The sequence below is a fragment of the Curtobacterium sp. Leaf183 genome (genome assembly GCF_001424385.1).
Classification (GTDB): Bacteria; Actinomycetota; Actinomycetes; order Actinomycetales; family Microbacteriaceae; genus Curtobacterium.
This window is the reverse complement of record NZ_LMPO01000007.1, coordinates 232,079-245,175: the sequence shown is the minus strand read 5'-3', so window position 1 is coordinate 245,175 and position 13,097 is coordinate 232,079. Positions and strand designations below refer to the sequence as shown.

Below are 13,097 nucleotides of genomic sequence, written 5' to 3'. Positions count from 1 at the left end.
GGACGGGGCAGGGAGCGGGAAGGAGGCTCGGCTACGGTCGGGTGCGTGGGTGCAGTTGACGACGCTCCGGCGTCCACCGTTCTCAGGCACGAGACAGCGGTGGAGGTCGCGCTGCTGCTCGTGTCGCGGCGGCACCGCTACGAGGGGCGGCCAGCCGATGGGCCCCTTCCCGCGAACGAGGACGAACGGCGCGACCGCATCGAGCTCCGGGCAGGCCTGGGGATCGTCGGCGACCGCTACTTCGCGTCGCGGGCCCACGTCCACGCGTCGGTGACGGTGATCGGCCTGGAGGACCTGGACGACATCGCCGACGAGCTCGGCGTCGAGGTGGACCCGGTCGCGACCCGGCGCAACGTGTTCCTGCGCGGGGTCGACGTCGAGGCGCTGCGCGGCGAGCCGTTCTCGCTCGACAGCGGCGCGGGCACGGTGGCGTTCCGCGGGTACCGGGCGGCGAACCCCTGCGCCTGGATGGACCACGAGATCGCGCCGGGTGCCTTCCGGGCGATGCGCGGACGGGGCGGGGTGCGGTGCGACCCGGAGTCCGACGGTGTGCTCACCCTCGGACCCGCGGTGCTCCGCACGGCCCGCCCCGTGCCGACGCGCTGATCGCCGGGGACTAGCGGAGTGCGGCCTCGATCGCGTCGACGAACGCCGGCAGGTCGTCGGGGTTCCGCGAGGTGATGATCGTGCCGTTCGTCTCGTCGACCTGGACCTCGCGGTCGACCCACTCGGCGCCGGCGTTGCGGATGTCGGTCTGCAGCGACGGGAACGACGTGATCGTGCGGCCGGTCAGCACACCCGCCTCGACGAGGGTCCACGGGCCGTGGCAGATCGCGGCGACGGGCTTGCCCGCCTCGACGAAGGACTTCACCAGCGCGACCGCCGTCGCGTCCTGGCGGATGGTGTCGGCGTTGATCGTGCCGCCGGGGACGACCAGTGCGTCGAAGTCGCCGGCGCTGACACCGTCGTAGGTGGTGTCGACGTCGACGCTCTTGCCGGGGTCCTTGTCGCCGACGAGGGTCGCGATCGAGCCGGACTCCTGCCCGGCGACCGTCACGGTCGCGCCGCGCTCGCGCAGCTGGTCGGTGGGGACGACGATCTCGTCCTGCTCCACGCCGTAGTTGGTCGCGATGACCAGGATCGTCTTGCCGTCGAGGGTTGCCATGATGACTCCTTCCACGAGCCGGGGTCTCCGGCCGCGCAGACCAGGGTCGTCGCCCCGCGCTGGGCGTGCTCGCAGGACGCAGGCTCCGGTCAGCCGCGGATGCGGAAAGCGGACCCCTCGCGCGTGACCTCGACGCCGTCGTACCCGTGCACTCGCGGGATGCCGACCGTGGCCTCGGACTCGAGTGTCCCGACGACGACCGTCGTCGCGCCCGATGCCCGCGCGGACTCGACGCCGGCAGGGGCGTCCTCGAACGCCAGGCACGCCTCCGCGCCCAGCCCGAGCAGCTCGGCGCCACGCAGGTAGCCCTCGGGGTGCGGCTTGCCCTGCTCGGTGTCCTCGGAGGTCACGACGACCGCGGGCACCGGCACCCCGGCAGCGCGCATCCGGTTCAGGGCGAGGTCGCGAGGTGCGCTCGTGACGAGGGCGACCGGCACCCCGGCATCGACCAGCCGGCGGACGAACGCCGCCGCACCCGGCACCTCGACGATGCCGTGGGTGTTCTCGACCTCGTCCGCGACGAGCGCCTCGGCGACTCGGCGCTGTTCGTCGGACGGCAGGTCGGGCAGGAAGTGCCGGATCGTGTCGATCGTCTGGCGACCGTGCGAGAACGCCAGGATCGTGCGCGGGTCGATGTCGTGCGCGGCGCCGAAGCGACCCCAGGCGCCCTCGACCACCGAGGTCGAGTCGACGAGGGTGCCGTCCATGTCGAAGAGGACCCCGGACGCCACGATGTCGATCACGTGCCCGACCCTACCGGCGGACGTAGCGCGTCAGCAGCACGTCGTCCGCCCCGAGCAGCACGTGCGCCAGGCGCATCCGCCGCAGCTGGGGCGAGGACCCCGTGGCGATGCGCGGTGCGGCACCGCCCTCGAGCGACGGGTCGATCGTCAGGCAGAGCTCGTCGACCTGGTCCCCGGCCACGAGCGCCCCGAGGAAGGACGGTCCGCCCTCGCAGTGGATCGCCGTGAGTCCGCGCGACACGAGCGCAGCACGCACGAGTGCCACGTCGACCGAGTCCTGGCCGCAGGACACGACCTCCGCGACCGCCGACAGCGCCGCACGACGGTCGGCAGGGGCTGATGCCGACGTCAGCACGATGGGCCGCACCGGCGCATCGGTGAAGACGTTCGACGCGGGGTCGAGCGACAGCGAACCGGTGACGATGGCGAACACCGGGTGGTCGGGCTTGCCGTGCGCCCGCCGCCAGGCGACGTCGGACTCGCGCAGCCGCATCGGCCCGTACCCCTCGTCGCGGACCGTCCCCGCGGCGACGAGCACCACGTCCGCGAACCGGCGCAGCAGCTCGAAGACCCGCAGGTCGTCGTCGCCGCCGAGCGAGCCGGACACCCCGCCGGTCGATGCGGCACCGTCGGCCGTGGCGACGAAGTTGACCCGGATCCACCCGCCGGCCGACGTCGCGGACGCGGGTGGGGCCTCCAGGCCGACACCGGCGGTGTACAGGGCGACCACGTCGTCGTCGGACAGGTCAGCGATCGGGGCGGGCAGCTGGTTCACGTGTTGTGCCTCGATTCCAGGGGCGCGCGCCATCCGAGGGTGGCCTCGACCATCCGCATCGCGTCGACCGACTCGGCTACGTCGTGCATGCGGACGATCCGGGCGCCCAGCATCGCGCTGACCGTGGCGACCGCGATCGACCCGGTCAGCCGCTCCCCGCGGGGCCGGCCGAGGGACTCGCCCACGAAGTCCTTGTTCGACACCGCGGCGAGCACGGGGTGGCCGAGCGCGACGACCTCGGGCAGGCGCCGGGTGAGCTCGAGCGTGTGCACGGTGTTCTTGTTGAGGTCGTGCCCCGGGTCGACGATGATCCGCGACTCGGGGACCCCCGCGGCGAGCGCGCGGTCGACCCGCTCCCGCAGGAAGTCCACGACGGACGCGGTGACGTCGTCGTAGTGCGGCGGCTCCGGCAGCCTCGTCCGGGGCGGCGCGGTCGAGTGGGTGATCACGATCGTCGCGTCCGAATCGGCGACCACCGCGGCCATCCGCGGGTCGGACAGCCCGGTCGTGTCGTTGACGACGTTCGCGCCGGCATCGATCGCGGCCCGCGCGACGTCGGCGCGGAACGTGTCGACGCTGATGATGACGTCCGACTCGGCGCTGAGCTGGGCGATGACGGGCACCACGCGCTCGACCTCGTCCGCGGCGGGGAGCTCGGGACCCGGCGCGAACTTCACGCCGCCGATGTCGACCCAGTCGGCGCCTTGGTCGGCGGCGCGGACCGCCGCGGCCACTGCCCGGTCGAGCTCGAACGTGGCACCCCGGTCGTGGAACGAGTCAGGGGTGCGGTTGATGATCGCCATCACCGCGATGCGGTGGTCGAAGTCGATGGTGCGTCGGCCCAGCGTGCGGACCGGGTGGCGCAGGACGGGCACGACCCAGCCGGGGGCGGCCTGGAGGCTCGGCGCGGCCGGTTCGGTCATCGTGCGTCCGCCTCGTGGTCGGTCCGGGTGCCGCGGCCGGGTCCGCCGTCGTGGTCGGCGTGCTCGGCGTGCTCGTGGTCGGCGTGCTCGTGGTCGGCGTGGTCGGCGTGCTCGGCCCCGGGGCCGCTGCCGCGGGCGCTGATGAGGGCGATCGCCTCGGCACGGGCCGCTGGCTCGGCGAGGGTTCCCCGGGCCGCGACGGTCACGGTCGTCGAGCCGCTCTGCCGCTCGCCCCGCGTCGTGACGCACTGGTGCTGCGCGTCGAGGACGACCAGCACCCCCTGCGCGTCGAGCCCCTCGGCGATCGTCCCCGCGACCTGTTCCCCGAGCCGTTCCTGCAGCTGCGGGCGCGACGCGACCGCGTCGAGCACCCGGGACAGCGTGCCCAGGCCGATCAGCTCGGCACCGGGTGCGTACGCCAGGTGCGCGACCCCGATGAAGGGCAGCAGGTGGTGCTCGCAGACGGAGCGGAAGCGGATGTCCCGCACGACGACGAGCTGGCCCCGGTCGCCGTCCTCGGCGTGGACGGTGCCCTGCCGGGTGATCTCGACCGCGTCGGTGCCGATGCCGTGGAAGAACTCCGCGTAGGCGTCCGCGACACGGGCGGGCGTGCGGGCGAGTTCGGCACGGTCAGGGTCGTCGCCGATGCCGAGCAGCAGTTCGCGGACCGCTGCCTCCACACGAGCGCGGTCGAAGGGACGTGTCACGGGATCATCCAACACCAGGAACATCCGGAGAACGCAGCCCGGGGTACGGCGTCACCGGGTCCCAGGTTCCTTTAAACTTCGTTGGTGAGCGCCCCGCAGACAACCGAAACGCCCCGGAACCGCGTCGCTTCCGGCCTCGACCGCTTCTTCTCCATCACCCAGCGCGGATCGACCATCCCCCGCGAGGTCCGTGGTGGCCTCGTCTCCTTCGTGACGATGGCCTACATCGTGATCCTCAACCCGCTGATCCTCGGCGGGTTCAACGCCGACCAGGCCGCCAAGGACGTCACCGGCGGCTGGCTCGAGAACGCCCAGGTCGCTGCGGCCACCGGGCTCGTCGCCGGCCTCATGACCATCGCGATGGGCCTGATCGCGAACCTGCCGTTCGGCATCGCGGCCGGTCTCGGGATCAACTCGTTCCTGGCCGTCAGCGTCGTGCACCAGGTCACCTGGGCCGAGGCGATGGGGCTCGTCGTCATCAACGGCGTGGTGATCGTCGTGCTGGCGCTGACCGGCATCCGGACGATGATCTTCACCGCGGTGCCGGCGCAGCTCAAGGCCGCCATCACGGTCGGCATCGGCCTGTTCATCGCGTTCATCGGACTCGTCGACTCGGGCTTCGTGCGCACCACGAACAACGCGTCGCCGCCGCTGCAGCTCGGTGAGGACGGCTCCGTCGGCGCACTCCCCACGATCGTGTTCCTGATCGGGCTCGTCATCATCGGCACGCTCATGGCCCGCAAGGTCAAGGGCGCGCTGCTCATCGGCATCGTCGCGACGACGATCATCGCGATCATCCTGCAGGCGGTCTTCCAGGTGCCGACCTCGGTCGATTCCAAGACGGGCTGGAACCTCAACGCGCCGGGGCTGCCGAGCGCGCTGTTCGCCTTCCCCGACCTGTCGCTCGTCGGCCACGCCGACCTGTTTGGCGCGTTCAGTCGCATCGGTCCGCTCGCCGCGTCGATGCTCGTCTTCACGCTGGTCTTCACGAACTTCTTCGACGCGATGGGCACGATGACCGGCCTGGCCAAGGCCGCCGGTGTCGCGAAGCCCGACGGGACCTTCCCCCGCCTGCGCGCGGCGCTCGTGGTCGAGGGCGCCGGAGCCATCGCGGGTGGCGGCGCATCGGTGTCGTCGAACACGGTGTTCATCGACTCGGCCGCCGGCATCGGCGAGGGCGCCCGGACCGGCATGGCGTCGGTCGTGACCGGTCTGCTCTTCCTGGCGTCGATGTTCCTGACGCCGCTGACGCAGGTCGTCCCGCTCGAGGTCGCCGCCGCCGGACTGGTCGTCGTCGGGGCGCTCATGGTGGCGCAGGTCGCGGACATCTCGTGGACGGACTTCGGGTCCGCCCTGCCCGCGTTCCTGACGATCGTCGTGATGCCGCTCACCTACTCGATCGCGAACGGCATCGGCGCCGGCTTCATCAGCTGGGTGCTCATCAAGGCGCTGTCCGGCCGGGGCCGCGAGGTCTCGTGGCTGCTCTACGTCGTCGCCGCGGGCTTCCTGCTGTACTTCGCGCGCGGGCCGCTCGAGGCGGTGCTCGGGGTCGGCTGAGCCGCGGCGCGCGGCGCGCTGTGCGCTGCGTCNCTCGCACCACGGACATCCGTGGTGCGAGCCGGTTCTCGTTGTGCGAGTCCGGTCCGCGCAACGGTGCGGACGGCCGCCGCAGACGCGGCGCGGCGGACGGGAGGCCCGGGTCTACTCCGGCAGGTCGGCCGGCGTCGCCTCGTGGTGACGCCGACCCTGCGTCCGCCGGTCTTCCTTCATGCGCGCCTCGAGCAAGTGGCGGCGCCCCGCTGCCAGCTCGTCCCGCGCGGTGCGTTCGAGCTCCTTGACGAGGGCGTAGTACCCGTCGTCGTAGTCCTCGACGATCTGGAACGTCCACCGCCCCGCGATCACGTTCCGACCGATCAGTTCGGTGTCGATGCGGTCGGCCAGCTCGGCGTGCCCGGCCTTCCGGAGCTGGTCGACCGCGTCGCCGAGGCCCAGGTCCGCCATCCCGGTCAGCCGGTGGAAGCCGTAGAGCAGCCCCCGCGCATGCTCGATCACCTCGACCGCTGCCGACAGCGTGCCGAGCGCCTCGACCGTGTCGTCGGACACCCCCTGGGGAACCTGGTGGGCGGAGTCCGGGCCCTGCGCGTCGTTCGTCATGCCCCTCGTCTACACGACTGCTCCGGGAACCGCTCCCGGTTGCGCGGGGTCGGAACCGACGCCTACCATTCGAACACACGTTCGAACGAGGAGGACCCGATGATCGTCGTCGATGCAGCCGTCACGGTCTGGTGGGAGCAGGGCACGCCGGTGCGGATCGTCTGGCAGGGGCGACGGTGGCGGGTGTCCGACGTACCGACGCGGCTCACCGTCACCCCCACCGACCTGCCCACCGCCATCACCCATGCCCCCGAGCGCACGGCGGGGTGGCGCTTCCAGGTGACCGCCGACGACCGCGAGACCCTCGTGGTCGACATCGTGCCCGACCGCGGCGGCTGGACCGTGGCGCGCACCTGGTCCTGACCCGCGCCGTGTGCGCGGACATCTGCGCCCGTGGGCACTCCGCGCCTCGGTCCGCGGTACGGTCACGACATGGCGAGGTGGATCGCACTGCTGCGCGGCGTCAACGTCAACGGGATCACGATCCGGTCCGCAGAGCTGCGCGCGCTCTTCGAGCTGCACGGGTACACGGGCGTGCGGACCGTGCTGGCGTCCGGCAACGTGGTGTTCGACGCCGACGCCGACGCGGCGTCGCTGCAGGCCGACATCGAGCGCGCCCTCCGGGACCGGTTCGGCTATGACGCCTGGATCGTGCTCGTCCCGCACCAGGACCTGGCCGCGGTCGTGGACGGCTTCCCGTTCTCCTCGGCCGAGGACCGGCACGACTACGTCCTGTTCGGCTCCGACGACACCGCCCTCGACGACCTGCTCAGCGACCTCGTGACGGACCCGACCGTCGAACAGCTCGCCCGCGGGGACGGCGTCGTCTACTGGTCGTGCCCCAAGGGGTCGAGCACCGACACCGCCTTCGCGAAGCGCGCTGCCGCGGCACGGTTCAAGCGGACGACGACCACCCGGAACACCAACACCCTGCGCAAGCTGCTCTGAGCGGTCAGGACTGCGGTGGCTGCCCGGCCGGCAGGACGGGTCACGCTGGCGCAACACCGGTGCTGGTCGGATGGTGTGCAACGCCGCTGATCGGCAGCGGCCTGCGGAAGGAAGCACCCATGAACAGGATGTCAACTCGGAAGGGCCGCACGATCGCCGTGGTCGCGGCGGTGACGCTCGCTGGCGCGGTGGCGGTCGGCGGGGCTGTCGCAGCGAACGCGGCAGAAGCCGGACCGGTGCCAGTGGGTGGGGGCCAGTTCCTCCAGACGGACCGCGACGGCAACCGCACAGAGGTCGGTGGGATGCCCGCCGACGGCGAGCGCTCCACCGGAGGCGGTGCGGGCGAGGTGGACGGCAGCGGCCTGGTCCAGACCGATCGTGATGGCGACCGCACGGGGGTCAGCGGTGTCCCGGCTGTCGGTGACGAGGCAGCGGTCGCATCCTGATCCAGTTCGATGCGTGGTGCTGACGGCGACTGACCGTCAGCACCACGCGTCGGACCAGGATGCGTCAGGCGGTGGTGTCCTCGGGCTCGAGTTCGCGCTCGAGTGAGATCGTCGGGATCGACGCCGTGATGACCGACCCGTCGGCGCGCAGGGTGCCCTGGATGTCGCTGGTCGTCGGCGCGTGCCCGGACATGCGGGGCCCGTGGTGCGGGATGGGCACGACGGTCGGCTCGCCCGCCTCGATGTCGTGCGGCTGGTTGTGCACCCACGCCGTGAACCCGGACCCGGTCTCGACCGTGAACGTCATCTGCTGTTGTTCGAGGTCGATCCGCACGCGGGACCCGCGCACCGTGAGGCGGTAGGTCAGTCGCTCCCACTGCTCGGGCAGACGCGGGTTGAACGACATCCGGCCGCCGTGGTCGCGCATGCCGCCGAAGCCGTTGACCAGCCCGCCCCAGATGCCGCCGGTCGACGCGATGTGGACACCGTCCGACGTGTTGCNNNNCCCGACCTCGGCCGCCATGATCGACTGCACCACCGCGGACAGCGTCGAGTCACCGGTGGTCAACGCGTCGTAGTAGTCGAAGTCGCGACGCTTCTCGGCCGGGGTGAACTCGTTCCCCTGCAGGAACAGCGCCAGGACGACGTCCGCCTGCTTGAGCACCTGGAACCGGTAGATCACCAGCGGGTGGTAGTGCAGCAGCAGCGGCCGCTTGGACTCGGGCGTGTTCTCGAGGTCCCAGAGCTCCTTGTCGAGGAACTGGGCGTCCTGCGGGTGGATGCCACGGTGCGGGTCGAACGGGATCTCCATCGACTCGGCGGCGCGCTCCCAGTCGACGACCTCGGCCTCGCTCAGCCCGGTACGCCGGACCATGCGGGCGTACTCCTCCGGGTCGTCCACCGCGAGTTCACGGCACGCGTTCACCGCGAACCACAGGTTCGCCCGTGCCATCACGTTCGTGTACATGTTGTCGTCGACGACCGTCGTGTACTCGTCCGGGCCGGTGACGCCGTCGATGTGGAACTTCTGGTCGCCGTTCGAGCGCCAGAACCCCAGGTCCTCCCACAGTCGGGCGGTCTCGACCAGGATGTCGATCGCACCGCGCTTCAGGAACTCGGTGTCCCCGGAGGCGCGCACGTACTGCATGAGCGCGTGGGCGATGTCCGCGTCGATGTGGTACTGCGCGGTGCCGGCGGCGTAGTAGGCGCTCGATTCCTCGCCGTTGATCGTCCGCCACGGGAACAGCGCGCCGTGCTGGTTGAGCTCGCGGGCCCGGGCGCGCGCGGAGTCGAGCATGTTGTAGCGGAACCGGAGCGCGTTCCGGGCGACGATCGGCGCCGTGTACGACAGGAACGGCAGGACGTAGATCTCCATGTCCCAGAAGTAGTGGCCGCCGTAGCCGGAGCCCGTCACGCCCTTCGCCGCGATGCCGTGCCCGTCGGTGCGTGCGGTCGCCTGCGCCAGCATGTACAGGTTCCAGCGCACGGCCTGCTGGACCTCGGGCTGCCCCGCGATCTCGACGTCGCTGCGCGCCCAGTAGTCGTCCATCCAGACCCGCTGCTTGGCGAAGGTCTCTTCCACCGTCTCGGCGTGTGCGCGGTCGAGCGTGCGGTCACACCGGTCGGCGAGCTCGCGAGCCGGGACCCCGCGCGAGGTGTGGTACACGACGTTCTTGGTCAGGCGGATGGGCTGCCCGGCCTTGGCGTGCACCCGGTAGACGTGCTTGGCCAGGTCGTCCTCGATCGACGCGGACTCGTCCCACGCGTTCTCGGTCTCGATCCGGTGCTCGACACCGACGCAGATCGTCATGCCCGAGCTCTTGGCCTGGTACCCGAGCAGGGAGCGGGTCGCCGTGTTCCGCTTGAGCCGGGGTTCGAGCACCCGCTCGCTGAAGGTCTCGGCCTTGCGCGGGTCGAACGCCGATGCCGACGCCGCCGCGCGCATGCCGGCGTGGTACTCGTCGACGACGTCCTGCCGGTTGAGGATCTGGCTCGACAGCAGGATCGACGCGTCGTGGTCGAGCATCGTGACCTCGTAGTCGATGACCGCCAGGTGCCGGTCGGTGAACGACACGAGCCGCCGCGAGCGGATGAGGACACGCTTGCCCGACGGCGTGGACCACTCGGTCTCACGCAGCAGGTACCCGCCGCGGAAGTCGAGCCGGCGCGTGTGCCGGAGGATGTCGGCCTCGGCCAGGACCAGCGGTTCGTCGTCGACGTACAGCCGGATGACCTTGGCGTCCGGGGCGTTGATGATCGTCTGCCCGGTCTTGGCGAAACCGAAGGCGTCCTCGGCGTGCCGGATCGGCCAGGTCTCGTGGAACCCGTTGATGTACGTGCCGTACTGCACCCCACCGCGGCCCTCGTCGAGGTTGCCGCGCAGCCCGAGGTAGCCGTTGCCGACCGCGAAGTTCGTCTCGGCGACGCCCTGTTCGTCGGGGGCGTACTCGGTCTCGACGAGCGCCCACTCGTCGACCGGGTAGCGCACGCGGTCGAGTGGGTCCGAGGTGATGGGGTTCATGGGTTCTCCGTGGGAGGGAGTGGTCAGGGACGCTCTGGAGGCACGGATCGCGCCCGGTGGGTCGGTCAGGCCGTGGGGGTGGCCGGCTGCGGCAGCTCGGCGAGCAGGTCCGCCAGGTCGGTCACGACGACGTCGGCACCGTCGGCGCGGAGCGCGTCGGCACCCGCACCGCGGTCGACGCCGATGACGAGTCCGAACGCGCCGTTCCGCCCGGCGGCGACGCCGCTGGTGGCGTCCTCGACCACGACGCACTCGGCAGCGGTGAGGCCGAACCGACTCGCTGCGTCGAGGTACGTGTCGGGTGCGGGCTTGCCGGCGAGGCCGTCCTCGCGCGCGACCACGCCGTCGACGATGACGGGGAACCGCTCGAGGATGCCGGCCGTGCGCAGGACCTGCTTCGCGTTGGCGGAGCTCGACACCACGGCGACGGACAGCCCGGCGTCGGTCGCGGCGGTCAGGAAGCGCAGCGACCCCGGGTACGGCTCGACCCCGTGCTCGGTCAGCTCGGCCGTGAACTCGGCGTTCTTGCGGTTGCCGAGCCCGCAGACGGTGTCCTGGTCGGGGTCGTCGTCCGGGGAGCCCTGCGGCAGGTCGATGCCTCGCGCGTCGAGCAGCGAGCGCACGCCGTCGTACCGCGGCTTGCCGTCGATGTACGCGAAGTAGTCCTGCTCCGTGTACGGGGCGACACCGTGCTGCTCGAGGTAGGGCGTGAAGAGCCGGCTCCAGGCCCGCATGTGCACGTCGGCCGTCGGCGTGAGGACGCCGTCGAGGTCGAAGAGGAGCGCCCGCGCGTCGGCGAGGCGCGCAGGGGTTCGCCGGTCAGACGACGTCATGGACACACCTTCCAGGGAGCAGTGTCGTACGAGTGCTGCGCCCGAGTCTAGGACCGCTCCAGGTGCCGCGCTGCACTCGGCTGCGCGCCTGTGGAGCGTGTTCACCGGATCGTCAGTGCAGGACGTCGGACCGGATCCCCTCGATCCACCGCTCGACCGCCGCGCTGATCTCGGCTCGGGCCTGGGACCGCGGGATCGTCGCCGTCAGGTCCCCCGGCTGGGCGCCGTAGGCGCCGAAGTCGGCGTGGTTCGCGCCCTGGATCTCGGTCATCGTGGCGTCGGCGGGCAGCCGGTCGCGGGCGGCGTCGACCTTCGCCGGGGTGGACAGCCCGTCGCGCGACCCCGAGACGCTCAGCACGTCGACGTCCGAGCGCGACAGGTCGTTCGCGCAGTAGCTGCCGAACAGCAGCAGCCCGGCGACGCCCGGGTCGTCGGCGAGCTGGCACGCCCGGACACCGCCGAGCGAGTGCCCGCCGACCGCCCAGGTGGTGACCGACGGCGCGTACCGCTCGAAGGCGGACAGCGGGCGGAGGTCGAAGAAGGCCAGGTGCAGGGTCGGCTTCGTGATGACGACGGTGGTGCCGGCCGCCACGACCTGCCGGAAGGACGCCATGTAGGCGTACGCGTCGACCTTGGCGCCCGGGATGAACACGATCCCCACGCCGTTCGCCTGCCCCGTCGGGCTCATCACGACCGAGTCGCCGGCGTCGCGCACGGACACCCGGTCGTCGCGCCAGACCTGGAGTGCCGCCGACCGGGTGCCCTGCATGACGATGTTCGCCCAGACCAGGAACACCAGCACCAGGACGACGAGTGCCGCCACGATCCAGGTGGTGACACGGAGTGCTCGGTTCATCGTTCGTCCTCAGTCCGGTGTGCGGTGATCGTGATCGGCCCGTCGCCCGAGGTCGCCTGGACGACGACGTCGTCCCAGCCTGCGGCGGCGACGTCAGCCGCGAGGGCATCGTCGGTCCGCTGCACCGTCACGGCGAGCACCCCGCCGGGACGGACGGCCACGAGGGCACGGCGGAGCACCCCGCGGAGCTCCGCCCGCCGCACGTGGCGGAGCAGCCCGGTCGCGAACACGGCGTCGAACGGTCCGCCGAACACCCCGGTCCGGACGTCGAGCACCCGCGCGCCGTGTCCGTCGGCCCGGAGCTCGTCGACGAAGGACCTGGCCCCGTCGGTGCGATCGACACGGAACCCGGCGGCTTCGAGGGCGAGCGCGTCACGTCCGGCCCCCGAGCCGAGTTCGAGCACGTGTGCACCCGGGCGCACCAGCCCGGCGAGGACGTCGACGAGCCTGGAGGCGCGTGGGGACTCCGGTGGTCCGGGCAGCGCCCGGCGCATCACGACCTCGTGACGGCCGTCCGGCAGGGCGTCACCGGCCACGGCGGACTCCGTGAAACCGAGCCGTGCGTACGTCCGTCGGGCACGGGCGTTGTCGGGCATCACCGCGAGCTCGAGCACGTCAGCCCCGGTCTCGACGGCCCAGCGGGCAACGGCGTCGATGAGGGCGTCCGCGACACCGCGGCCACGCGCGGCGGGGTCGACCCACATCGAGATCAATTCGGCATGGTCGCCCTCCCCGGGGACCCCGCTGGCCATGCCGACGGCGAGCTCACCGTCGTACGCGACCAGGTCGAGCGCACCCGGGATCGACAGCCGGGTGCGCCAGCGGCTCTCTGGCGCATCTGCCCAGTCGACGAGCCGCGAGCCGAAGGCATCGGGGGCGTCCGCGAGCGCCGCCAGCCGCACCGGCCGCCACTGCTGCCAGTCGTCGGCGGTCATGGCCCGCAGCGCGATCGTCACGCTCCGACGCTAGCGCTCCCCGCGCCGGACCGGCAGGACGCCGCACTCCCGATCGCGCGGTGACGGATGC

15 protein-coding genes and 1 pseudogene are annotated in these 13,097 nt (G+C 71.8%); 5 read left to right on the top strand and 11 right to left on the bottom strand.

Going from position 1 to position 13,097, the window contains the following annotated elements; translation table 11 throughout:
• Positions 1–45: 45 nt before the first annotated feature.
• Positions 46–606, top strand: a complete 561-nt coding sequence (locus ASG04_RS05625; protein ID WP_056121307.1) for an MOSC domain-containing protein — start codon at positions 46–48, stop codon at positions 604–606.
• Between the two features lie 10 nt (positions 607–616).
• On the opposite strand, the gene ASG04_RS05620 is transcribed toward ASG04_RS05625, so the two are convergent.
• From ASG04_RS05620 to folE, 5 genes and pseudogenes are all read right to left on the bottom strand, one after another.
• Positions 617–1,165, bottom strand: coding sequence for a type 1 glutamine amidotransferase domain-containing protein (locus ASG04_RS05620; protein WP_056121305.1), 549 nt, complete (start codon positions 1,163–1,165; stop codon positions 617–619).
• Between the two features lie 89 nt (positions 1,166–1,254).
• A complete protein-coding gene (locus tag ASG04_RS05615; RefSeq protein WP_056121303.1) occupies positions 1,255–1,908 on the bottom strand; it encodes an HAD-IA family hydrolase in 654 nt (217 codons plus the stop codon).
• Between the two features lie 10 nt (positions 1,909–1,918).
• Positions 1,919–2,683 (bottom strand): pyrimidine reductase family protein, encoded by a 765-nt coding sequence (locus ASG04_RS05610; protein WP_235515446.1) that lies wholly within the window; start codon positions 2,681–2,683, stop codon positions 1,919–1,921.
• Positions 2,680–3,606 carry a dihydropteroate synthase gene (folP, locus tag ASG04_RS05605; RefSeq protein WP_056121298.1) on the bottom strand — a complete coding sequence of 309 codons (927 nt, stop codon included), beginning with the start codon at positions 3,604–3,606 and terminating at the stop codon, positions 2,680–2,682. Before folP ends, ASG04_RS05610 begins: the two co-directional genes overlap by 4 nt.
• A 137-nt stretch (positions 3,607–3,743) precedes the next feature.
• A pseudogene (gene folE / locus ASG04_RS05600) lies at positions 3,744–4,337 on the bottom strand (GTP cyclohydrolase I); the annotation flags it as partial.
• A 57-nt stretch (positions 4,338–4,394) separates the two neighbouring features.
• On the opposite strand from folE, the gene ASG04_RS05595 reads away from it, so the two are divergent.
• Complete coding sequence (locus ASG04_RS05595) at positions 4,395–5,870, top strand: NCS2 family permease (RefSeq protein ID WP_056121297.1); 1,476 nt, start codon at positions 4,395–4,397, stop codon at positions 5,868–5,870.
• 144 nt (positions 5,871–6,014) lie between these two features.
• On the opposite strand, the gene ASG04_RS05590 is transcribed toward ASG04_RS05595, so the two are convergent.
• Positions 6,015–6,467 carry a hypothetical protein gene (locus tag ASG04_RS05590; protein WP_056121294.1) on the bottom strand — a complete coding sequence of 151 codons (453 nt, stop codon included), beginning with the start codon at positions 6,465–6,467 and terminating at the stop codon, positions 6,015–6,017.
• A 99-nt stretch (positions 6,468–6,566) separates the two neighbouring features.
• On the opposite strand from ASG04_RS05590, the gene ASG04_RS05585 reads away from it, so the two are divergent.
• The 3 genes from ASG04_RS05585 (at position 6,567) to ASG04_RS05575 (ending at position 7,861) form a co-directional block, all read left to right on the top strand.
• On the top strand, positions 6,567–6,830 hold the full coding sequence (locus ASG04_RS05585) for a hypothetical protein (protein ID WP_146245163.1): 264 nt from the start codon (positions 6,567–6,569) through the stop codon (positions 6,828–6,830).
• Between the two features lie 69 nt (positions 6,831–6,899).
• Entirely contained in the window at positions 6,900–7,415 is a 516-nt protein-coding gene (locus ASG04_RS05580; protein WP_056121290.1) for a DUF1697 domain-containing protein, read from the top strand.
• A 119-nt stretch (positions 7,416–7,534) separates the two neighbouring features.
• Positions 7,535–7,861, top strand: a complete 327-nt coding sequence (locus tag ASG04_RS05575) for a hypothetical protein (RefSeq protein ID WP_156463544.1) — start codon at positions 7,535–7,537, stop codon at positions 7,859–7,861.
• 64 nt (positions 7,862–7,925) lie between these two features.
• Here ASG04_RS05575 and ASG04_RS17800 read toward each other — a convergent pair whose 3' ends face one another.
• The 5 genes from ASG04_RS17800 to ASG04_RS17560 all read right to left on the bottom strand — a co-directional run bounded on the left by ASG04_RS17800 (position 7,926) and on the right by ASG04_RS17560 (position 13,027).
• Positions 7,926–8,288 (bottom strand): glycosyl hydrolase family 65 protein, encoded by a 363-nt coding sequence (locus ASG04_RS17800; RefSeq protein ID WP_414835820.1) that lies wholly within the window; start codon positions 8,286–8,288, stop codon positions 7,926–7,928.
• Positions 8,289–8,366: 78 nt separating this feature from the next.
• A partial coding sequence (locus tag ASG04_RS05570; RefSeq protein ID WP_235515445.1) for a glycoside hydrolase family 65 protein occupies positions 8,367–10,382 on the bottom strand: 2,016 nt, incomplete at its 3' end.
• A 65-nt stretch (positions 10,383–10,447) separates the two neighbouring features.
• Positions 10,448–11,215, bottom strand: a complete 768-nt coding sequence (locus ASG04_RS05565; RefSeq protein ID WP_056121284.1) for an HAD family hydrolase — start codon at positions 11,213–11,215, stop codon at positions 10,448–10,450.
• A gap of 112 nt (positions 11,216–11,327) precedes the next feature.
• Positions 11,328–12,071, bottom strand: a complete 744-nt coding sequence (locus tag ASG04_RS05560) for an alpha/beta hydrolase (protein ID WP_056121283.1) — start codon at positions 12,069–12,071, stop codon at positions 11,328–11,330.
• Complete coding sequence (locus tag ASG04_RS17560; protein ID WP_162241694.1) at positions 12,068–13,027, bottom strand: bifunctional GNAT family N-acetyltransferase/class I SAM-dependent methyltransferase; 960 nt, start codon at positions 13,025–13,027, stop codon at positions 12,068–12,070. Before ASG04_RS17560 ends, ASG04_RS05560 begins: the two co-directional genes overlap by 4 nt.
• Positions 13,028–13,097 lie beyond the last annotated feature (70 nt).

Coding starts and splice junctions, on each gene's coding strand:
- ASG04_RS05560 (WP_056121283.1), bottom strand. CDS start 12,071: ATGAACCGAGCACTCCGTGTCACCACCTGGATCGTGGCGGCACTCGTC.
- ASG04_RS05620 (WP_056121305.1), bottom strand. CDS start 1,165: ATGGCAACCCTCGACGGCAAGACGATCCTGGTCATCGCGACCAACTAC.
- folP (WP_056121298.1), bottom strand. CDS start 3,606: ATGACCGAACCGGCCGCGCCGAGCCTCCAGGCCGCCCCCGGCTGGGTC.
- ASG04_RS05575 (WP_156463544.1), top strand. CDS start 7,535: ATGAACAGGATGTCAACTCGGAAGGGCCGCACGATCGCCGTGGTCGCG.
- ASG04_RS05585 (WP_146245163.1), top strand. CDS start 6,567: ATGATCGTCGTCGATGCAGCCGTCACGGTCTGGTGGGAGCAGGGCACG.
- ASG04_RS17800 (WP_414835820.1), bottom strand. CDS start 8,288: ATGCGCGACCACGGCGGCCGGATGTCGTTCAACCCGCGTCTGCCCGAG.
- ASG04_RS05565 (WP_056121284.1), bottom strand. CDS start 11,215: ATGACGTCGTCTGACCGGCGAACCCCTGCGCGCCTCGCCGACGCGCGG.
- ASG04_RS05590 (WP_056121294.1), bottom strand. CDS start 6,467: ATGACGAACGACGCGCAGGGCCCGGACTCCGCCCACCAGGTTCCCCAG.
- ASG04_RS05580 (WP_056121290.1), top strand. CDS start 6,900: ATGGCGAGGTGGATCGCACTGCTGCGCGGCGTCAACGTCAACGGGATC.